This is a genomic window from Terrisporobacter glycolicus ATCC 14880 = DSM 1288 (assembly GCF_036812735.1).
GTDB classification, from domain to species: Bacteria; Bacillota; Clostridia; order Peptostreptococcales; family Peptostreptococcaceae; genus Terrisporobacter; species Terrisporobacter glycolicus.
The window spans coordinates 1,931,758-1,953,351 of sequence record NZ_CP117523.1; the positions used below are offsets into that span (position 1 = coordinate 1,931,758).

A 21,594-nucleotide genomic window follows, 5' to 3' on the forward strand; every position below is an offset into this window, starting at 1 on the left:
ATCGTATTATAATTAAATTAAATTTGAATGACTAATAAGCTGCAAATATAGATAGACTGTTGAAAAGGTAATTTTACGTTATTTTATAAAATTGAAAAAAATAAAACGAATCATGCAAATGTAATTAAAGGGGGAACCGAATATGTGTGTGCTAGATAAGATAAAAGAAAAAGAAATAAAAATTGTAGATACTACTCTTAGAGATGGTGAACAAACTGCTGGAGTTGCATTTGCCAATCATGAAAAAGTGACTATAGCGCAAACTTTAAGTGATATGGGCGTTGACCAATTAGAAGTTGGAATACCTACTATGGGTGGTGATGAAAAGGCAACAATAAAGGCAATATGTAAAAGAGATTTAAATTCTAGTATTATGGCTTGGAATAGAGCAGTAATTACAGATATAGAACAGTCAATTGACTGTGGCGTTGATGCAGTAGCCATATCTTTATCTGTTTCAGATATTCATATTGAGCATAAACTTAAAAAATCTAGACAGTGGGTTTTAGACAATATGTATAATGCAGTGACTTATGCGAAAAAGAATGGATTATATATATCTGTTAATGGAGAAGATGCTTCTAGAGCTGACACAGATTTTTTAATTGAATTTATTAATTTAGCAAAAGAAGCAGGAGCAGATAGATTTAGATATTGCGATACAGTGGGAGTTATGGAACCTTTTACAATAAGAGAAACAATAGAAAAAATACACAAAGCTACAAACTTTGATATAGAAATGCACACACATAATGACTTTGGTATGGCTACGGCCAATGCTATAGCAGGAATTGTAGGCGGGGCAAATCATATAGGAGTAACAGTTAATGGTTTAGGAGAAAGAGCAGGAAATGCTGCTTTAGAAGAAGTTATTATGGCTCTAAAATTTGTTTATGGATATGAAACTGATATTGATACTATAAGATTTAGAGAAATTTCAAAATATGTTTCCCAAGCATCTGGCAGACAGTTACCTGATTGGAAAGCTATAGTTGGAACAAATATGTTTAGACATGAATCAGGAATACATGCTGATGGTGCAATGAAAAACCCTAAAAACTATGAAGCTTTTGATCCGAGTGAGGTAGGTTTAGAAAGACAAATTGTAATAGGAAAACATTCAGGCAAAGCTGCTATAGTTAATAAGTTTAAAGAATATGAGATAGAGCTTTCTAAAGAAGAATCAGAAGTTATGCTAGAACTTATAAGACAAACTTCTGTTAGAATGAAGAGAAACTTATTTGATAAAGAACTTGTAGAAATATATAAAGATTTAAAAAATAATAGAAGTGTTATTTAAGTTTCATGAATTTTATTAGTGAATATGGGAGGATATACAGTGGGAGATAATTTAACGTATAAAATATTGAAAAAACATTTAGTTGAAGGAGAATTAAAAGCAGGAAATTTTGTATCAATAAAAATAGATCAGACTTTAACTCAAGATTCAACAGGTACAATGGCTTATTTGCAACTGGAAGCTATGGATATTGAGAAGGTGAAGACTAAAAGAAGTGTGGCATTTGTAGATCATAATATGTTGCAACAAGGATTCGAAAATGCTGATGATCATAAGTATATTCAAACAGTTGCAAAAAAACATGGAATATATTTTTCTAAACCAGGCAACGGAATATGTCACCAAGTATTCTTAGAAAGATTTTCCACACCAGGAGATACATTATTAGGGTCGGATAGTCATACGCCAACGGCAGGTGGTGTGGGTATGATTGCCATTGGAGCCGGCGGATTAGATGTAGCACTTGCCATGGCAGGTAATGCTTATAATATTAAGGCGCCAAAAGTTGTAAAGGTAAACTTAATTGGTAGACTTCCATACATGACTTCATCTAAAGATATTATTTTAGAAGTTTTAAGACAATGCAGTGTAAAAGGTGGAGTAGGAAAAGTATTTGAATACAGTGGAGAAGGTGTAAAATACTTATCTGTTCCACAAAGATCTACAATAACAAATATGGGTGCAGAACTTGGAGCCACGACTTCAATTTTCCCAAGTGATGAAAAAACTTTTGAATTTTTCAAAGAACAAGGAAGAGAAGATGATTATAAAGAATTAGGTCCTGACGAAGATGCTACATATGATGAAGAGATCATAATAGATTTAAGTGAGTTAGAGCCATTAGCTGCTATTCCACATTCTCCAGATAATGTGAAAAAAGTAAAAGATTTGGGAAAAATAAAAGTGGATCAAGTGGCAATAGGAAGCTGCACTAATTCATCTTATGAAGATTTAATGAAGGTATCACAAATTCTAAAAGGTAAAAAAGTTCATGAAGAAGTAAGTTTAGTTATAGCACCTGGTTCTAGACAAGTAATGGAGATGTTATCTAGAAATGGAGCTTTAGGAGATATAATTAGTGCTGGGGCAAGAATACTAGAAAACTCATGTGGACCATGTATAGGTATGGGTCAATCACCAGGAACTAATAGTGTATCTCTTAGAACTTTTAACAGAAATTTTTATGGAAGAAGTGGAACTTTATCAGCTGACATATATTTAGTTAGTCCTGAAGTAGCAGCAGTATCAGCTATAAAGGGTGAACTTACAGATCCAAGAGAAATGAAAGTTGATTTTAAAGATTTAGATATTAAGAAGTTTATAATAGACGATTCTATGATAATTAGTCCTGTGGAAGATTTTAATAAGGTGGAGGTAGTAAGAGGACCAAATATAAAACCTTTTCCTTTAAACACTGCTTTAGGAGAAATAGTAAATGGAAAGGTAGTATTAAAAGTTGAAGATAATATAACAACTGACCACATTATGCCATCAAATGCAAAATTGCTACCGTTTAGAAGTAATATACCTTATTTATCTAATTATTGTTTTAATACTGTAGACGAAGAATTTCCTAAAAGAGCAATAAAAAATAATGGTGGATTTATAGTTGGAGGAGATAATTACGGTCAAGGTTCTTCAAGAGAACATGCAGCACTAGCTCCTTTATATTTAGGAATAAAAGGAGTACTAGTAAAAAGTTTTGCAAGAATTCACAAAGCTAACTTAATCAATAGTGGAATAATACCAATGGTATTTGAATGTAATGAAGATTATGAAAAAATAAGTTTAGAAGATGAATTGGAGATTTGTGATTTATATAATGGTTTAATAGAAAATAGAGTAAAAATAATAAACCATAGTAAAAATGAAAGTTTCTACGTAAAAGTTGAATTATCACCGAAAGAAGTAGAGGTTGTAAAAGCTGGAGGTAAATTAAACTATACTAAAAACTTACTTGAAAAAGTAACTTGCTAAAATAATAATTTTATATAAAGAAAAGACCTTGGTTATATGAATGAAAGGAATTTTACTGGAGGAGATAATGAAATGTATAAAGTAACGTTAATACCAGGAGATGGAATAGGTCCAGAAGTTACAAAAGCCATGGTTAAGGTTGTAGAAGCTTCAGGAGTTAAAATAGATTGGGAGGAAGTAGAAGCTGGTGAAGCTCTTATTGAAAAATATGATACTGCTATTCCAGATCATGTTATAGAATCAATAAAAAAAAATAAAATAGCAATAAAAGGTCCTATCACAACACCTGTAGGCAAAGGCTTTAAAAGTGTAAATGTTGCACTAAGACAAAGTCTTGATTTATATGTAAACTTAAGACCTATAAAAAGTTTTAAAGGAATAAAGTCAAGATATGAAGATGTAGATTTAGTAATTGTTAGAGAAAACACTGAAGATTTATATGCAGGAATTGAACATAAAATTGGAGACTATGGAGCAGAAAGTATAAAGCTGATAACAAAGCCAGCATGTGAAAGAATTTGCGAATTTGCCTTTCAATATGCAAAGAATAATAATAGAGAAAAAGTAACAGGTGTTCATAAAGCAAATATAATGAAGCTTAGCGATGGATTATTTTTAAACACTTTTAAAGAAGTTAGTGAAAAATATGATGTAAATTCAGATGACTTAATTGTAGATGCAGCTGCTATGAACCTTGTTCTAAATCCAGAAAAATATGATGTAATGGTAATGCCTAATTTATATGGAGATATACTATCTGATTTATGCTCAGGCTTAGTTGGTGGACTGGGAATAATTCCTGGGGCAAATATAGGTAAGGATTATGCAGTATTTGAAGCAGTGCATGGTTCTGCACCACAAATTGCAAATCAAAATATAGCTAATCCTACAGCCATAATTCAATCAGCTATTATGATGCTAAAATATTTGGGAGAAGTAGAATATGCTAAAAAAATAGAATGCGGTCTAGAACAAGTATTTTTGAAAGGAGAAAAGCTAACAGTAGATTTAGGTGGAAATGCCAGTACAGATGAATTTACAGAAGAAATAATTAAATATTTATAATACTTAATAAAAGTTCTTTCATAAAATATGGAAGAACTTTTATTTTTACACTATTATAATTTTAAAATAAAGTCAAACCTTAAAGGGGGAAAAGATGTTTTTAACAGTTTTAGTTGATAATAATACCATAATTGATGAATATTACATAGGTGAGCCAGGTCTTTCTTTTTATATTGAAGATGATAATACAAAAATATTATTTGATTGTGGATATTCAAATGTATTTATTGAAAATATGAAAAAATTAAGTTTAAGTACAGATAATATTGATGTTTTGGTAATTTCCCATGGACATGATGACCATGTGGGAGGAATTAAATATTTAGCACAGACAAAGTTAAATCAAAATTTAAAAATAATAGGACACAGCTTAGCTTTTAATAAAAAAATAAAAAATAATCAGTGTATATCATCACCTTTAGATATAAATGAAATAAAAAATATGGGGGAAGTTAAGTTAAGTAAAGAACCTATTAAAATAAGTGAAAATATTTATTTTTTAGGAGAAATTCCAAGCACTATTAATTTTGAACCTAGATATCCTATTGGAGAGATAGAAATAGATAATAAGTATGAAAAAGATTATATTTACGATGATACTGCATTAGTCTATAAAGGAAAAGAAGGTTTATTTATTATTGTAGGATGTTCTCATAGTGGAATTTGCAATATAATAGAATATGCTAAAAAAGTATGTAATGATAATAGAGTGATTGGTATAATAGGAGGAACTCATTTATGTGAATATAATGATAGAACAAAGAAGACTTTAGCATATTTTAATGATAATAACATTAATAAACTATACCTGTGTCACTGTACATCTTTTGAGGTGAAAAGTTATATTCACAGTAGTATTCCGATAATAGAAGTTGGTGTAGGTTTAAAATTAGAAATTAATTAATTATAATAATAAGGCCATTGGTTTACTACACAATGGTTTTATTAAATTTTGTGAAAAGAAAAAATTATTATATTTAGAAATAATATAGACTTAATTCAATACTAAAACTTATAATATAATAAGATATGTAGAACCTATCCATTGTATATTAGAATTATAAGTGCCTAGTAGGAAATAATTAAATTAAAATAAAACAGGAGAAAATATGAAAGAAAAATACTATGACAAATTATTAAATATAAACACAATAGGAAATCAAAACTGGAAAAGCACATCAACTCATAATCATCCTTATGAGCCCACATTATATATAGCACTAGAAGAATTATTTCAAAATTATAAACTAAATGAAAATGATCATATAGTAGATTTTGGATGTGGAATGGGAAGATTAATTTTCTATATAAATTATAATTTCCAATCTTATGTTACAGGTGTTGAAATTAATGAAAGATATTATGAAGAGGCTTTAATAAATAAAATTAACTATGAAAAGAAAAATAAAAAATATATGCACAAAATAAATTTTTACTGTGACTTAGCTCAACAATATGAAATTTCTTATTTAGAGAATAAGTTTTATTTCTTTAATCCTTTTTCTATTCAGATTTTTTCAAAAGTTATTGATAATATATTGAAGTCTTTTGAAAATAATATGAGAGACATAGACATAATTATGTATTATCCTTCTAATGAATATCTAGATTTTCTAGATTACAAAACACCATTTATATTGAATAAAGAAGTTAACTTAAAAGAACTATACGTAAAAGACCCAAAAGAAAAATTTGTTATATACAGTTTAAAATGCTAAAGTTATAATATATAAGTTTTAAAACAATATTTGTACTTAAGGGGTAGTTATGGGAAAAGATTCAAGAGTTAGGTTCATTTTTCGAACTATATTGTTAATTATATTTATTATGCTATTTATAGTAGATAAAAATAAAATAATGAGTATATTGAATTACAAAATAATATATAACATAAAAATATATCATTTAATTTGGTTATACTTAATGATAGAAACGATAATTTTGATTATTCCATATACGAATAATCATTCTTATAATGGTAAATTATTTTTGAAACATTATACACCAGTAGAAAACCATGATGAGAAAAAGTTACATAAATATATTAATAAAAACAATAAACATGCTAGAAGTGTATTTGTGGCATGGATAGTTTTAAATGTGGTACTATTCATAATTTATTATAATTATAGTCTAAGTGAACCATATATATTTTTAGTTTTTATGATTTATTACTGGACTGATATGTTTTGTGTTAACGTATGGTGTCCTTTTCATAAATTATTCTTTAAAAGTAAATGCTGCAATGAATGTAGAATATATAACTGGGATCATGTTATGTTTTGCACACCATTATTACTTATAAAAAGTTTTTGGTCTTACAGTTTATTTTTACTATCTTTCTTTGCATTTATACAATGGGAATATATGATAAAAAAACATCCTGAAAGATTTTCACCTTTGACAAATCAAAAACTACAGTGTAAAGGTTGTAATTACAATTGCAGATTTAATAAAATGAAGTACTTAAGAAGTAAAAATTATATTAGTAAAAAAGAGGTTTAAAATGAGTATAAAAAAGACAGTATTAATAACAGGAGCTTCAAGAGGAATAGGAAGAGAAATGGCAAAATTATTCGCTAAGAATAATTATAATGTAGTTATAAATTACAATAATTCAGAAAAAGATGCACAGGAATTGCTTGAAGAGCTTACAAAAGAAAATTATAGTGCTAGAATTTTTAATGCAGATATTTCAAATGTAAATGAAGCAAATGCTTTGGTAAACTATACTATTGGTCAGTTTGAAAGAATAGACGTATTAATAAACAATGCAGGTATTAGTAAATATAATCTTTTTACAGATATAAGTTATGATGAGTGGCATGATGTAATGAATGTTAATCTAAATTCTGTGTTTTATGTTACGAAAAAAGCATTACAATATATGTTACCGCAGCACTGTGGAAAAATAATTAATATATCATCTATTTGGGGACTTGTAGGTTCTGCCAATGAAGTTCATTATTCAACATCAAAGGCAGCAATTATTGGAATGACAAAAGCACTAGCAAAGGAACTGGGGCCATCAAACATACAAGTAAATGCAATAGCACCTGGTGTAATAGAAACTGATATGATGAAAGATGTGGATAGTGAAATAGTAGAAATGTTAAAAGATGAAACACCTCTTATGAGAATTGGAAAACCTATAGATATAGCTAAATGTGCTCTATTTTTAGCCAGTGATGGAGGCGACTTTATAACAGGTCAAGTAATAAGTTCCAATGGAGGATTTGTAATAAATTAAACTTGGGAGGTTATTATGAGTAATTTGGATTTTATTTACAAAAGAAAAAGTGTAAGAAAGTTTAAAGATGAAATGGTTCCAAAAGAAGCCATTGATAAAATTTTGAAAGCAGCAACATTTGCACCTTCAGCTAGGAATCGTCAAAACTGGCACTTTGTAGTTATTAGAGATAAGAATAAAATTAATGACCTTGCGCAGGATATTAGTAACAAAGCAGACGAATATATAAATAAACTAGATAATGAAGATATGAAAAATGATTTAAAAAAAATGATTTCTTATTATACAATTTTTAAAAATGCACCAGTATTAATTTTAATTTATGGAAGTACATATGAAAATGATGCTTATAATATGCAAAAGTATTTGGGCGAAGATGAAGAAAAACTACAGAAATTACTATTTCCAGCCGCTCCAATACAAAATATATCAGCAGCTATGGAAAATTTATTACTTGCTGCCAGTAATATGGGGTATGGAACATGTTGGATGACTGGACCTATATTTGCTATTGATGTTATAGAAAATCATATTGATTTCAAAAAAGAAAGGTATGAATTAGTTGCAATGACACCACTTGGCGTACCAACAGAAGAAAAAATAATTCAACCGAGCAGAAAATCATTGGAGGAAGTAGTTACATATTTATAATTTGAATTTTACAACTAAGGAGAATAAAAATGACAAATTTTATAAACAAAGAAAAAATATTTGCCAATGCTACTAAGCTAGCGGAGATTTTATTAGTAAGTGAAAATTATTCTGATTTTCATGAAAAATTAAAAAGAAGCGATATTCAGTATAATGAAAACAAAACTTATGAAGTGGCACCAAGTGGATTTATTGATTTTAACCATCATTTATATGAGGATATTAATCATATGAACTCTATTAGCACAGGATTATATTTAGAAAAAACTTTTATAACTTTTAATATATTTATATGGACATCTAGAGGAGAAGGTTTTGCTATATTTAAGCATATACTCCGTGGTGAAGAAATTAATAAATTGAAAAATATTAATGATGTTAAGGAGTATTTATTTACTCACTTAAATGAATTGGAAGAAGGTATAATGAAGACTTATAACAAGGATATGGAGAAGTCTTTAGAGGACTTTGGAAGTGGCATTGAGGCTAAGAGGTTGCCTCTGCCTAGTATCTTAGGATGTATGAGTATAGAAAATAATTTGCAAGATTTTAGATAAATATTTATAAAAATAGCCAAGAATTTTCTTGGCTATTTTTTTATTTTTAAATGTATCAACTTTATTAAAGCAAGAAATGATTTATAAAAATAGTAAATAAAGATGCTCGAAACATAGAAAAATACAATAACATATCCTTCTATTTCAAATTGTATAAAAAATTACAATGTTATAATACTAGTGAAATTTACAAAATAGACAAAAGGAGGAGTAAACAATGGCATATAGATTTTTACCTGCCTTCAAGGATGAATTTGAAATTATAAAGCATGCTTATCAAGTTAGAGGTGTAGTTGAAGATAAAAATGTATTTATACAAATATGGAATACAAAGAAGTATGTCATACCTATGATGGCTACAGAAGTTAGAAAAGGTATGAGAATATCTATGGCTATGGAAACTAGAGCATTTGGAAAGTATAAAAGTCGTACTTATTATAGGCAGTTAGAAATAAAAAAAGATGAAGTGATAGTATCTATTTTTTATATTACTGTTGTAATTTCTATTACGATTATTTTTTCTATGGCGGGTTTTACAAATTTAGGGTTCAAATTTTTAGCATAAATATAAAAAGGGGGGCAGGAATATGCCATTCAAACATAAGTCGATATCATATGGTCTTCCTCAAGACAAATATAACAATGATTTAATAAGAGAGTACTGTGAGGACCTAAATTGTATTCTTGATTTAGAAAGAAAGCTAGTAGCAGTTAAGTTATTTTTTGATGAAGAGGAATACAATCAGTTACAATTGATAGAACCAAAAAACAAATTATCATATTGTTGTTTAGTTGAAAAGGCTACAAGAGGAAGATACTTTAAGGCTAGATTAAATCATATGAATTGTGATGGAGGAACAACAGCCTTAGGATTAGAAGGCTCTAATACAAGAATAGAGTCGGGGAAGGAGTATTTTTCTTATAACTTGTATTCAACAGTAGCAACAGCTAGAAGAGTACGAGAAGGTGTTGCAGGCTTATATAGAACAGAGGTAAAGCTTTTGGAGTAGCAGTAGGACCGCTTGAAGATTTTACTATAACTCCTGATATTGTAATATTTATAATAAATCCTTATCAATCAATGAGAATTCAACAAGGATATGTTTACCATACAGGAGAGAGAATAAAACCTACATTGTCATCTATGCAAGGAATATGCTCAGAGGTAACAGTAGAGCCATATTTAGAAGGAAGGATGAATATATCAACTCTATGTCCAAGTACAAGGTTCTTAGCAAAATGGAAGATGGAAGAAATGGCTATAGGAATTCCTTTCGAAAGATTTACGTCAATGGTAGAGGGTGTATTAGCTACTATTAATACTACTGATAGTATAAAAGATAAAAAGAAAATTGCTGAGAGATTTAAAGAAAAGAATAAAGACTGTAATTTTATAACATATGATAAATAATAAAATTAAGAGATGAATTTAAATATAGTTCATCTCTTTTTTGCTTACTATGAGATTATGTTGCTATTGAAACTATGGAAAACTTCTGGAATAAATTATTATGAATATATTTGAAAAGGAGTAAAAAGTAAATATAGATGAAATTTTGTGTGATTAAGTTACAGAAAAAAATATTAAGTAATAATACAATGTAAACATTAAGTAAGAAAATTATAAATTGTAGGAGGTAAGAAAATGGGATTTTTATCAGTGTTATTTGGAAATAAAAATGCATTTAAGAAGATATATAACTTGGGTGGAATTGGTAATTACAAAGGAAAACTGAAATAATGAATAATATAAATACTGATTTATATACAGGGATATTATTAATATTTAATACTATGGTTGTACTATTTATAGTCAACAGCCCATTAGAAAAAGAGTATAAATAAATTGTTATTTTCAACCATTTATACTCCTTTTATTTTTAAGTGAGTCATATATTTTTTAGAATAAAAACTCTACCATAGAAGACACTCCGTATTCTTTACAAATAGATTTTATTCCTTCAGAAATTTCGTCTCTAGAATAATCATTTGATTCTAAATAATCATCACCAAAATCATTAAGATACAAATAAAATGACATTGCCATTTCAAACTGTTTCATATCAGAGGTATTTATTTCATCAAATAACATATCTTCAGCATCATTTATCTTCCCTTGATTTACAAGTTCTAATAACCTTACATATAAATAATCTATTCGGGAATAGTCGTCATTTTCTGGTAGTTCGTATTCTATTTCACTTTTACTAAGCACAATATGAGCAATTGACTTAACTAAATCTTTTACCATTCTTAAAATATAATCCTTTTCTAGTTCCATATATTTCACTCCTATTTTTATATATAAATATTATTATTACTTTAAATAAAATTGTATCATAATAATAAAATTCATTCTATTTTATAAAATATTATACTCCTTTAAGAAAAATTATTAAAGTAAATCTTTGAATACTATCTGTTTATAGTGAAAAAAATATAAGTAAATAAGTTTTTAAGGAGATAATTATGATAATTAGATTAGGGTATGTGGCAATTGCATTAAACCTGAAAAATATTACATCTTCAAGCACAGTGACCTTCGCCAACTACAATAAATTGAAAAGTGAAGATGAAAAACTTAGAAAACTAAAAAGAGTTACATTTTCTAATATAGAAGATTTGGAGACTATATTAAAATACAATATTGAAAACAATATACATTTTTATAGACTAACTTCGAAATTAATACCTTTATCTACTCATCCAGAAGTGGCTTGGAATTATGAAAAGTATTTTAGCAAAGAATTAAAGGCAGTAGGAAACCTAATTAAATCATCAAACATGAGATTGGATGCTCACCCAGATCAATTTAATGTGATAAACAGTGTCAAAGATAATGTAGTAGAAGATACTCTAAGAAATCTTAATCACGCAGTGGATTTATTTGACCTTATGAAGTATGATGATGGGAAATTAGTAATTCATATAGGAAGCTCAGCTGGAGGAAAAGATGAGAGTATACATAGATTTATCTCAAACTATAAAACTTTTCCGAAAAGAATAAGAGAACGTTTAATTTTAGAAAATGATGATAAAGTATTTACTGTCAAAGATGTGCTTGAAATTTGTGAGGTAATTAAAGTACCTATGGTGGTAGATGTACATCATCACAATTGTAAAAATAATGGAGAAAAATTGAAAGATTTACTTCCTCGTATATTTTCCACATGGAATAGTGAAAGTCTACCACCTAAAATTCATTTTTCTACGCCAAAAGAAGGAGAAATAGATAGAAAACATGCTGATTATATAGATGTTAATGATTTTTGCAGATTTTTAGATTTAGTAAAAGTAAATGTAGATAGAGATTTTGATGTTATGATAGAAGCTAAAAAGAAAGATCAAGCGCTATTTAAATTAATGAATGATTTAAGAAAAATTAATTACAAATGTAAGTTTATAGATAATAGCACAATAGAAATATAATAATATTTCCTAGTAGGATATAATATAAATATATTATCAATAACAAAAACCGTAAAACACTACCTCTAAAGAAATTCATTATTTTTGTAGGCAGTGTTTTATATATTTTGTTTTGAAAGCTAAAATTCGCTCTGCTCATGGCGTCAACGAGATATCCTTGCTTTCGCTTCGGATAACTCCGTTACTTAAAACTCTTAGCTTAATTAGCTTATAGTGTTTAAATTAATTACCAATGAGGTAAAGTAGTTTTAAATATTATTTGTTTTTAAAAAATTCTATTAAGATTATAGCACTCGTCTTCCATTAGGTTTTCTAAAACCATTTTTACTTTTTCAATTTCTTGAAGACTTATCATTTTCTCTTCTAGACATATGCTTTGGTTTAGAACTTCAAGTGATGCAAATATTTCGTTAAAGTAACCATGATTTATTAGCTTATACCACACATTTTTTTCTTCTTCTAAATCCATTTTAGTATCTTTTAAAATATATGAAGCTTGATCCCATTTATCTTCTTTTATTTTTTCTTCTATTACATTGATTTGATCTATATAATTTGAAGAAAACTCATTGATTTTCTCGTGATTAAATAATCCTAATATGATGAACACTACTGTCCATGCAATTACAAAATAAGAGGATTTCATAAAAATACACCTCACTCATATTTTTTTTGAATAAATATTTTGTCATATTCATCTAATACACAAATAAGAACATCTTTGACATCATTTATATGATTAGATTTGAGAATATTTAATAGCCATTCATCATCTTTACCAATTAGTTTTAAATTGTTTTTAAGTATTTGACCATCCTGTATTAATGAGATGGGAAGATGGTTATACTCTCGATTTGGCGTAGTATTATAAGTTGTTGTTGGAACAACGCTTAAGTTACCGTCAGTTTCTAATATGGCATACTGAACATATCTAATATTAAAATATCCCTGTACACGAAGTTGTTCTAATAGTTCATTAATGGTTATTTTTTCTTTTTTTAATGCATTATAATCTATTTTGCCTTTATTAATTAGTATGGAAGGTTTGCCTGATACTATTCTACCTATAAGTTTTGATTTAAGTCCTAAAATAGAAATTAATGTTTGCATAAAAACTAAACCCGTTAAAGCAGCTATTCCATAAAGCATAGGAATATCATTATTTTCCATAGGTGTTGATGCTACCTCTGCTATTAATAAGGTTATAACTAAATCAAAACAATTCATTTCGGCTATTTCACCTTTACCCATAATTCTTAGTGAAACTAAAACGGCAATATATAGTATTATACTTCTAATAAATACAACTAACATATTTTCTCCCTTCTTCCACAATATAATAATTTATTATTTCTAAAATTAAATCCTTTATGTATAATTTAGGTAGATAGAATAAAAGTATGTATTAAAAGGGGGACAAAATGATAGAAAGTATTAACATAAAAGAAACTGTTGAGGATGCAAAATATATATTTAATAACGGTTTTGCATGTTCAGAATCTGTTATTTATGCAATTAGAAAAAATTTTAAACTAGATTTATCTGATGATGTAATTGCTATGTCATCTGGATTTCCTTGGGGTCTTGGAAGAGCATATTGTATTTGCGGAGCACTGGCTGGGGGTACAATGTGTCTTGGGTATTTCTTTGGAAGAAGAGAACCGAATGATCCTAAAATAAATAAATGTTTTGATTTAACGAAAGAATTTAGTGATGCTTTTGTTGAGTTTGCAGGATATCAATGTTGTGGAAAAATAACAGAAGGACTTGATAGAGAGAACAATGGACATAAAAATAAATGTACTGCTATAGTAGCAATGGCGACACAAAAAGTATGTGAAATTGTATGTAGAGAGCTGGAAATAAAAATTATAGTAAACTAAATAAAGTAGTTTATCAAAGCAAGTATACTAACTTTAGAATAAATTTACATAATGATTAAAATATAGTAAATTAGGTAAAAAATAATATTCGAGCACTAGGATACATATCCTGGTGCTTTTTACTAGTATTTTTAAGAAAAATTATGATATAATTAAATTTGCATTACTTACTAAGGAGGAAGACAAATGGGAAAAAGAAAACAAGTTCAAGTTCCTGTGGAAAAGATAGAAGAGCAAAATAGATTTATTGAAGCAATTGCAGAAAAAAATAATAGATATTTTGCTATAAATAAAAGAAAACCAAAATATATGATACAAACTTTTGGATGCCAAATGAATGAGCACGACTCAGAAAATTTAGCAGGAATGCTAGAGGCTATGGGTTATGAATCAACTTTAATGACAGATGATTGTGATTTAATAATATACAACACCTGTGCAGTAAGAGAAAACGCAGAACTTAAAGTTTATGGTAACTTAGGTCACTTAAAATTAACTAAAAGAAAAAATCCAGATTTGAAAATTGCTGTATGTGGATGTATGATGCAACAACCTCATGTTGTGAAAGAAATAAAATCTAAATATAAGCATGTGGATTTAGTGTTTGGTACACATAACTTATATAAATTCCCTGAATTATTAACTCAGACTATGGATAGTCAAACTACACTAGTAGATGTTTGGGATGTAGATGGAGAAGTTGTAGAAGGACTTAGGAGTAGTAGAAAATTCGAACTTAAGGCCTTTGTTAATATAATGTATGGATGTAATAATTTTTGTACTTATTGTATAGTGCCATATACTAGAGGAAGAGAAAGATCTAGAACTCCAGAAGACATAATAAACGAAATAAAAGAATTGGCAGAAAATGGAACTAAGGAAATAACATTGCTTGGTCAAAATGTGGACTCTTATGGAAAAACATTAGAAAATCCTATAACATTTGCTCAGTTGCTTAGAATGACAAATGAAATAGAAGGACTGGAAAGAATAAGATTTATGACTTCTCATCCAAAGGATATATCTGATGAAGTTATATATGCCATGAGAGATTGTGACAAAGTATGTGAATTCTTACATTTACCAGTACAATGTGGTAGTACAAGTCTTCTTAAGAAGATGAACAGACACTACACTAAAGAAGACTATTTAAAAATAATAGAAAAAGCCAAAAGTGAAATACCAGGAATTGCTTTTTCTACTGACTTAATGATAGGATTTCCAGGAGAAACGGAAGATGATTTATTAGATACTATAGATATTGTTGAAAAGGTTAAATACGACAATGCATTCACATTTATATATTCTAAAAGGGAAGGTACTCCAGCAGCTAAAATGGAAGATCAAATTCCAGAAGATGTAAAACATGAAAGATTTAATAGAGTTTTAGCTAAAGTAAATGAAATACTAGCAGGACTTAACAAAGAATATGTAGGTAAAACAGTGGAAGTTTTAATAGAAGGAAAAAGTAAAACTGATGATAGTAAATTTACAGGAAGAACTAGACAAAATAAACTAGTAAACTTCACAGTTAAAAATCCAGAAGAAAACTTAGTTGGAAAATTAATGGACGTTAAAATAAGTTCAGCGACAACATTCTCATTAGTTGGGGAAGAGGTTTAGTATAAAAAGGTGCAAAATTATTAAATTTTGCGCCTTTTTATTTGTATCTATTAAGTTTCTTTAATTATAACTTTTTATACTAATGTTAATAAACAGTAAAGAAAATTTTAAAGAGGCTACGCCTTTAGTTAGATAATTTATATTTAAATGTTATATTTTTAAGAGATTTAGATGATATTCAAGCTACAAATGTTTGTTTACTTGATTCAGGTGATAAAAATATTATTTATAGAAAAAGTTGTGATGAAATTAAATATTCATTTAGTTATCCTTTAAGAGCTAGACTAAAAAGATTATATATGTGTTCTAATAGGATCTGAAACTAAAGTACGATGGTTAGATAGTTTATGTTTATATCAAAGCATAAAATAAGTCCCATAATATTTATGAGACTTTAATTAGTTTTTATAAAATTTAAAAAGTTCTCCAAAATCCTAGCAGTTATACCCCAAATAACATAGTCCTTATATTCATAAAACCAAACAGGATATTCGCCCATAGCAAATTCATATTTTTCTTTATTAGGTATTTTTTCATAAGGAAAATTTTCATTTGGAACGACTTTTACATCATTTGTATAAATATTTGCATCGTAATTTATTAAATAATCAATAGGGACTAAAAATATATGATCCACTTCATCCTTATTAATATTTAAGTTTTTTATGTCTTTAATTTCACCTAAGTAAGGATGGATTATTAAATTTGCATGTGATACATAAATATCTAAGGGAGATATAATATTAATGTTATCTTCATTAATTCCTATTTCTTCGCAAGTTTCTCTTATACAAGCTTCTTTTGGGGTTTCATTTTTTTCAATTCTTCCTCCAGGAAAGGAGATTTCTCCAGGCTGACGCCTCATTTTTCTTGATCTTAGTTCAAACAAGATAGAGTATTTTCCATTTTCTTTTACTAGGGGTATTAATACAGAAGCACGTTTCATGTTTTCATAACCATTTATATAGGGCTGATAATTATTAAATTTGTCAATTATGTCTTTCAAAATAAAGCCTCCTAAAATTAAATATATTATTAATATAATACTATAATAACATTATAGAGTTAAAGATATTAAAAAAATTTATGCTATACTAAAATAATAATACTTAGTTAATGGGGGATTTGATGAATAAAATTAATAATATATTAGAAGAAATAAAACTTCCTGAAATTATAAAAGTAAAACAAATATTCGATAAAACTAGTATAAATAACGTGGAAGAAGAAATAAAAAGATTATTAAATGAAGGAAACTTTAAGAATAAAATAAAAAAGGGAAAAACTGTAGCTATAACTGGGGGAAGTAGAGGAATTAGTAACTATAAAATTATAATGAAAACCATAGTTGATTTTGTAAAAAACGAAGGTGGCATTCCATTTATTGTTCCAGCCATGGGGAGTCATGGTGGAGGCGATGCAAAAGGGCAAAAGCATATTCTCGAAAAATTAGGTATTACAGAAGAAAATATGGGATGTGAAATAAAGTCTTCCATGGAAGTTGTAGAAATAGGAAGAACAATCAAAGGCTTACCCGTTTATATTGATAAAAATGCTTTTTATGCCCATGGGATAATACTTGTAAACAGAATAAAGGCACATACTTCTTTTAGAGGGGAATATGAAAGCGGTCTAGTTAAAATGCTTGCCATAGGACTGGGAAAAAGAAAAGGTGCAGATATTACTCACTCTTTAAGATTTGAAAAAATGGCTGAAAATATTTTAGAGTCGGCTAAAGTGTCTCTATCTAAATTAAATATACTGTTTGGAGTTGGTTCGGTAGAAAATGCTTATGATAATGTAGCTCATATAAATATATTAAATAAGGATGAAATTCTTATAAAAGAACCTTTATTATTAGAAAAATCAAAAGAGCTAATGGGAAAATTATATTTAGATAATATAGATGTATTAATAGTAAAAGAAATTGGTAAAAACATAAGTGGTACTGGTATGGATACGAATATTATAGGAAGATATCATACTAAAGCTGCATCAGGAGGTCCGAATATAACAAAAATAGGTGTATTAAATCTAAATAGTAGTTCAAATGGAAATGCTAATGGAATGGGTTTAGCAGACTTTATAAGTGAAAAGTTTTATAATAATATTGAGTTTGAAAGTACATATTTAAATGCTATAACTTCCACAGAGCCAAATAGTATTAAGCTTCCTATGGTTTTAGAAAATGATAAATATGTATTTAAAGCTTGCGCTAAAACCTGCGGTATTTTAAACTTCAAAGATATTAAGTTAGTTATCATAGAAAATACTAAAAATTTGAATGAAATATATATGAGTAAAGAAGCATACAAAAGTATAAGTGAAGATAAAATGGTTGAGGTTAAGGGAAGTTATTTTGAAATAAAATTTGATGATAATGGTAATTTCATCATATAAAATGTTAAAAGTATATTAAAATATTAAATTATTGTAAAATCCGTTAAGATGCTGTTAATATACGAAATATTAATCCACTATATAATATAATAAAATAAAAAGGAGTGGATAGTATGACTACTACAGCTTGGATATTTATGGCAACAGCTTTTGTTATAATTGGAGGAGCAGCAGGATTATCTCTTAATAAAATTTTAAAGAGTAACAAATAAGGTCTAGTATAAACTTCAATACATTATATATTAAATGATATTATAATATAATAATATTCAAATAGCTATTTATTTGCAAAAATAAATAGCTATTTATTTTTTGTTCTTATTAAAAAACATCTGTCTACGATTAAAATGCATAATAGAATTATAAAGCCTTCTACTATTATTACCTATCTGAAAAAGTATAACAAACAGTATCACTATTTAAATAACCCCGCCCTACTTTAAAACTATTAATAAATAATATTTACATTAATTATTATTTTATTGTTAGAGGCAAAAAAATCCAATAAAATAACGCAATATTAATAAAAATTTATAATAAATTCAATATTTTTATAGATAACATATAAATTGTGTTATATGATATAATAACTAAAGATGAGGAGGTAGAAAGATGGAGATTGACAGAAATAAACTTACTCCTATGATGAAACAATACTTTGAATGCAAGGATAAATATCCTGATTGTATATTGTTTTTCAGATTAGGTGATTTTTACGAAATGTTCTTTGAAGATGCTATCGTGGCATCGAAAGTACTAGAAATAGCGTTAACAGGAAAATCTTGCGGTTTAGAAGAGAGAGCACCTATGTGTGGTATTCCCTTTCATGCTGCCGCTTCATATATATCGAAATTAGTAGAAGCAGGATATAAAGTTGCTATTGGGGAGCAAATGGAAGACCCTCAAAGTGTAAAGGGTATAGTAAAAAGAGAAGTAATTCAAGTAGTTACACCAGGGACTGTGTTAGAAGGAAGCTTGCTTGAAAACAAGAAAAATAATTACCTTATGTCTTTATATAAAGTAAATGATAAAATAGGTCTTTCTTATGTGGATATAAGTACGGGGGAAACAAATGCAACTTGTATAGCGAAAGATAAAGTTATTGAAGAAATAGCAAAGGTTAGTCCTTCGGAAATAATATTAAATGATTTAAGCTTCAAAGATAATTTAAAAAATATTGCTACAATGAGTAATATTTATATAAACGAAAATTTTGATGAAGATTATTTAAATACAAAAATATTAAGTGAATATTTCAGTGAAGACTATTTAAGAAGTTTAAGGTTTGATAATGACAATTTAATAAAAACTAGTTTATGCATACTTCTTAATTATATATATAATACTCAAAAACAAATAACATCAAATATAAATGTAATAACCATATATAATCCAATGGAATATATGGTTCTTGATATGTTTACTAGAATAAATCTTGAGTTAACTCAAACAATTAGGGGTTCTAAGAAAAAGGGATCATTACTGCATGTATTAGATAAAACGTCAACTGCCATGGGAGGTAGACTTCTTAGAAAATATGTGGAAGAACCTTTAGTTAATAAAAAGAAGATAGATGAAAGACTAGATGTTATTGAGGAAATAAAAGAAGATTTTTCATTAAGAGAAGATTTAATAGATATATTAAAAAATGTCTACGACATAGAAAGAATTTGTGGAAAGATTGCTTTTGAAAAAGTAAGTCCCAAAGAAATGATTAACTTGAAAAATTCCATAGAAAAGCTTCCGCTTTTAAGTGATAGAATAAACTCTTGTGATGGAGATACTATAAAAAAATATATAGATAATATGGAAGACTTAAAAGACATTTATGAGTTAATAAATGAATCTATTATAGAAGAACCTAGTATTACAATTAAAGACGGGAATATAATAAAATCATCTTATAACGAAGAATTAAGAGAACTTAGAGATATTTCAAAAAATGGAGCTTTCATGATAAAAGATATAGAAAATCGTGAAAGAGAAAAAACAGGAGTTAAATCACTTAAAATAGGATTTAATAAGGTTTTTGGTTATTATATAGAAATAACTAAAGTAAATCTTGCAAACTTAGATTTGGAAGGTAGATATATAAGAAAGCAAACTTTAAGTAATGCAGAAAGATTTATAACAGAAGAATTAAAAGAAATAGAAGATAAAATCCTACATGCTGAGGAAAAAATAAAATCATTGGAATATGAAATTTTTGTAAAAATTAGACAAACTATTTATAACAATATTGATAGAATTCAAAATGTGGCTAAAATAATAGGAAATATAGATGTATTTACTTCATTTGCTACAGTTGCTCATATTAATAACTATGTTAAGCCCAGTATTAACAATGATAATAAACTGGATATAAAAAATGGACGTCACCCAGTAATTGAAAATATAGTGGGAGAAGAAAACTTCGTTCCAAATGATACTTATTTAAATAGTGGTGAAAATATTATAAATATAATTACAGGGCCTAATATGTCTGGTAAATCTACATATATGAGACAAACAGCCATAATTTGTTTAATGGCACATATGGGGTCATTTGTGCCAGCAGAATACGCAAATATTCCAATTTCTGATAGGATATTTACTAGAGTAGGTGCAAGCGATGACTTATCACAAGGTCAATCAACATTTATGGTGGAAATGAGCGAGGTTTCTCATATATTAAAAAATGCAACAGATAAAAGTTTAGTTATACTAGATGAAATAGGTAGGGGTACATCCACTTATGACGGTATAAGTTTAGCTTGGTCCATAGTTGAATATATAGAAAAATATATTAAATGTAAGACTTTATTTGCAACTCATTATCACGAATTAACTGAATTGGAAAATGAATTTGATGAAGTAAAAAACTACTCTATTGCTGTTAAAGATGATGGAGAAAATATAATTTTCCTTAGAAAAATAATAGATCAAGCAGCAGATAAAAGTTATGGTATCTATGTTGCTAAACTTGCTAAGCTTCCTGACGAAGTTATTAATAGATCATCAGAAATTTTAAAGGATTTAGAAAAAAATCATATATATAACGGCTACGCCATAAATGGAGGAGCTAATAATGAAGATGCCAATTTAGATATAGGGAACAAATGTTCTAATGGAAAAGATTCAACATTAAACTTAGAATTGGAACTAAAAAAACTGGAAGATAGCAACTTTAAAAATGAGAATGAACATTTAAAACTTGAAAAAGAAAGCTTAAAAAAGACTTATAAAAAGCTTAAAAAAGATTATGAAAAGTTAAATGTTGAATATGAAAAACTGCAAAGAGAAAATTTGGATAATATAGCAAATAAAGAAGTAGCGCTAAGTGAGGACCAAATATCTTTTGATGTAGTTAAAGATGATGATATATTAGAGGAAATAAAAGGTTTAGATATATTAAGTATGACACCATTAGATGCAATGAACGCACTTTTCAATCTTCAAAAGAAAGCAAAGAAATAGCGC

Annotated in this window: 21 protein-coding genes; 17 read left to right on the forward strand and 4 right to left on the reverse strand. The window is 27.7% G+C overall.

Annotation, left to right across the window (positions count from 1 at the left end; translation table 11 throughout):
• The first annotated feature begins 142 nt into the window (after nucleotides 1-142).
• The 12 genes from nifV to TEGL_RS09670 all read left to right on the forward strand — a co-directional run bounded on the left by nifV (nucleotide 143) and on the right by TEGL_RS09670 (nucleotide 10,211).
• Nucleotides 143-1,300: a homocitrate synthase gene (nifV, locus tag TEGL_RS09615; protein ID WP_018591019.1), complete on the forward strand. Its 1,158-nt coding sequence runs from the start codon at nucleotides 143-145 to the stop codon at nucleotides 1,298-1,300.
• Between the two features lie 39 nt (nucleotides 1,301-1,339).
• Entirely contained in the window at nucleotides 1,340-3,277 is a 1,938-nt protein-coding gene (locus tag TEGL_RS09620; RefSeq protein WP_018591018.1) for an aconitate hydratase, read from the forward strand.
• Nucleotides 3,278-3,349: 72 nt separating this feature from the next.
• On the forward strand, nucleotides 3,350-4,342 hold the full coding sequence (locus TEGL_RS09625; RefSeq protein WP_018591017.1) for an isocitrate/isopropylmalate dehydrogenase family protein: 993 nt from the start codon (nucleotides 3,350-3,352) through the stop codon (nucleotides 4,340-4,342).
• A 94-nt stretch (nucleotides 4,343-4,436) separates the two neighbouring features.
• Nucleotides 4,437-5,246 carry an MBL fold metallo-hydrolase gene (locus tag TEGL_RS09630; protein WP_018591016.1) on the forward strand — a complete coding sequence of 270 codons (810 nt, stop codon included), beginning with the start codon at nucleotides 4,437-4,439 and terminating at the stop codon, nucleotides 5,244-5,246.
• A 205-nt stretch (nucleotides 5,247-5,451) separates the two neighbouring features.
• Nucleotides 5,452-6,060 (forward strand): class I SAM-dependent methyltransferase, encoded by a 609-nt coding sequence (locus TEGL_RS09635; protein WP_018591015.1) that lies wholly within the window; start codon nucleotides 5,452-5,454, stop codon nucleotides 6,058-6,060.
• A gap of 49 nt (nucleotides 6,061-6,109) precedes the next feature.
• Nucleotides 6,110-6,847, forward strand: a complete 738-nt coding sequence (locus TEGL_RS09640; protein ID WP_018591014.1) for a hypothetical protein — start codon at nucleotides 6,110-6,112, stop codon at nucleotides 6,845-6,847.
• 1 nt (nucleotide 6,848) lies between these two features.
• The gene (gene ymfI / locus TEGL_RS09645) at nucleotides 6,849-7,592 is read left to right on the forward strand and encodes an elongation factor P 5-aminopentanone reductase (protein WP_018591013.1); all 744 of its coding nucleotides are present in this window, start codon (nucleotides 6,849-6,851) and stop codon (nucleotides 7,590-7,592) included.
• Nucleotides 7,593-7,607: 15 nt separating this feature from the next.
• Entirely contained in the window at nucleotides 7,608-8,243 is a 636-nt protein-coding gene (locus tag TEGL_RS09650; RefSeq protein ID WP_018591012.1) for a nitroreductase family protein, read from the forward strand.
• Nucleotides 8,244-8,272: 29 nt separating this feature from the next.
• Entirely contained in the window at nucleotides 8,273-8,800 is a 528-nt protein-coding gene (locus TEGL_RS09655; RefSeq protein WP_018591011.1) for a hypothetical protein, read from the forward strand.
• Nucleotides 8,801-9,017: 217 nt separating this feature from the next.
• Nucleotides 9,018-9,365 carry an energy-coupling factor transporter transmembrane component T gene (locus TEGL_RS09660; RefSeq protein WP_018591010.1) on the forward strand — a complete coding sequence of 116 codons (348 nt, stop codon included), beginning with the start codon at nucleotides 9,018-9,020 and terminating at the stop codon, nucleotides 9,363-9,365.
• Nucleotides 9,366-9,387: 22 nt separating this feature from the next.
• Nucleotides 9,388-9,810 carry a DUF169 domain-containing protein gene (locus TEGL_RS09665; protein ID WP_278244895.1) on the forward strand — a complete coding sequence of 141 codons (423 nt, stop codon included), beginning with the start codon at nucleotides 9,388-9,390 and terminating at the stop codon, nucleotides 9,808-9,810.
• 38 nt (nucleotides 9,811-9,848) lie between these two features.
• A complete protein-coding gene (locus TEGL_RS09670) occupies nucleotides 9,849-10,211 on the forward strand; it encodes a DUF169 domain-containing protein (protein ID WP_330370764.1) in 363 nt (120 codons plus the stop codon).
• Between the two features lie 489 nt (nucleotides 10,212-10,700).
• On the opposite strand, the gene TEGL_RS09675 is transcribed toward TEGL_RS09670, so the two are convergent.
• A complete protein-coding gene (locus tag TEGL_RS09675; RefSeq protein WP_018591007.1) occupies nucleotides 10,701-11,081 on the reverse strand; it encodes a DUF6483 family protein in 381 nt (126 codons plus the stop codon).
• A 188-nt stretch (nucleotides 11,082-11,269) separates the two neighbouring features.
• On the opposite strand from TEGL_RS09675, the gene uvsE reads away from it, so the two are divergent.
• Nucleotides 11,270-12,229, forward strand: coding sequence for a UV DNA damage repair endonuclease UvsE (gene uvsE, locus TEGL_RS09680; protein WP_018591006.1), 960 nt, complete (start codon nucleotides 11,270-11,272; stop codon nucleotides 12,227-12,229).
• 265 nt (nucleotides 12,230-12,494) lie between these two features.
• On the opposite strand, the gene TEGL_RS09685 is transcribed toward uvsE, so the two are convergent.
• On the reverse strand, nucleotides 12,495-12,875 hold the full coding sequence (locus TEGL_RS09685; protein WP_018591005.1) for a DUF4363 family protein: 381 nt from the start codon (nucleotides 12,873-12,875) through the stop codon (nucleotides 12,495-12,497).
• 11 nt (nucleotides 12,876-12,886) lie between these two features.
• Nucleotides 12,887-13,543, reverse strand: a complete 657-nt coding sequence (locus tag TEGL_RS09690) for a DUF421 domain-containing protein (RefSeq protein ID WP_018591004.1) — start codon at nucleotides 13,541-13,543, stop codon at nucleotides 12,887-12,889.
• 107 nt (nucleotides 13,544-13,650) lie between these two features.
• Between TEGL_RS09690 and TEGL_RS09695 the strand changes: the two genes are divergently transcribed.
• Together TEGL_RS09695 and miaB are read left to right on the forward strand one after the other, a co-directional pair.
• Entirely contained in the window at nucleotides 13,651-14,112 is a 462-nt protein-coding gene (locus tag TEGL_RS09695) for a C-GCAxxG-C-C family (seleno)protein (protein ID WP_018591003.1), read from the forward strand.
• Between the two features lie 186 nt (nucleotides 14,113-14,298).
• Nucleotides 14,299-15,735, forward strand: a complete 1,437-nt coding sequence (miaB, locus tag TEGL_RS09700; RefSeq protein WP_018591002.1) for a tRNA (N6-isopentenyl adenosine(37)-C2)-methylthiotransferase MiaB — start codon at nucleotides 14,299-14,301, stop codon at nucleotides 15,733-15,735.
• 394 nt (nucleotides 15,736-16,129) lie between these two features.
• Here miaB and TEGL_RS09705 read toward each other — a convergent pair whose 3' ends face one another.
• Nucleotides 16,130-16,741: an NUDIX hydrolase gene (locus TEGL_RS09705; protein ID WP_018591001.1), complete on the reverse strand. Its 612-nt coding sequence runs from the start codon at nucleotides 16,739-16,741 to the stop codon at nucleotides 16,130-16,132.
• 122 nt (nucleotides 16,742-16,863) lie between these two features.
• On the opposite strand from TEGL_RS09705, the gene TEGL_RS09710 reads away from it, so the two are divergent.
• A complete protein-coding gene (locus TEGL_RS09710) occupies nucleotides 16,864-18,135 on the forward strand; it encodes a lactate racemase domain-containing protein (protein ID WP_018591000.1) in 1,272 nt (423 codons plus the stop codon).
• A 612-nt stretch (nucleotides 18,136-18,747) separates the two neighbouring features.
• The gene (gene mutS / locus TEGL_RS09715) at nucleotides 18,748-21,591 is read left to right on the forward strand and encodes a DNA mismatch repair protein MutS (RefSeq protein ID WP_018590998.1); all 2,844 of its coding nucleotides are present in this window, start codon (nucleotides 18,748-18,750) and stop codon (nucleotides 21,589-21,591) included.
• The last annotated feature ends 3 nt before the right edge of the window (nucleotides 21,592-21,594 follow it).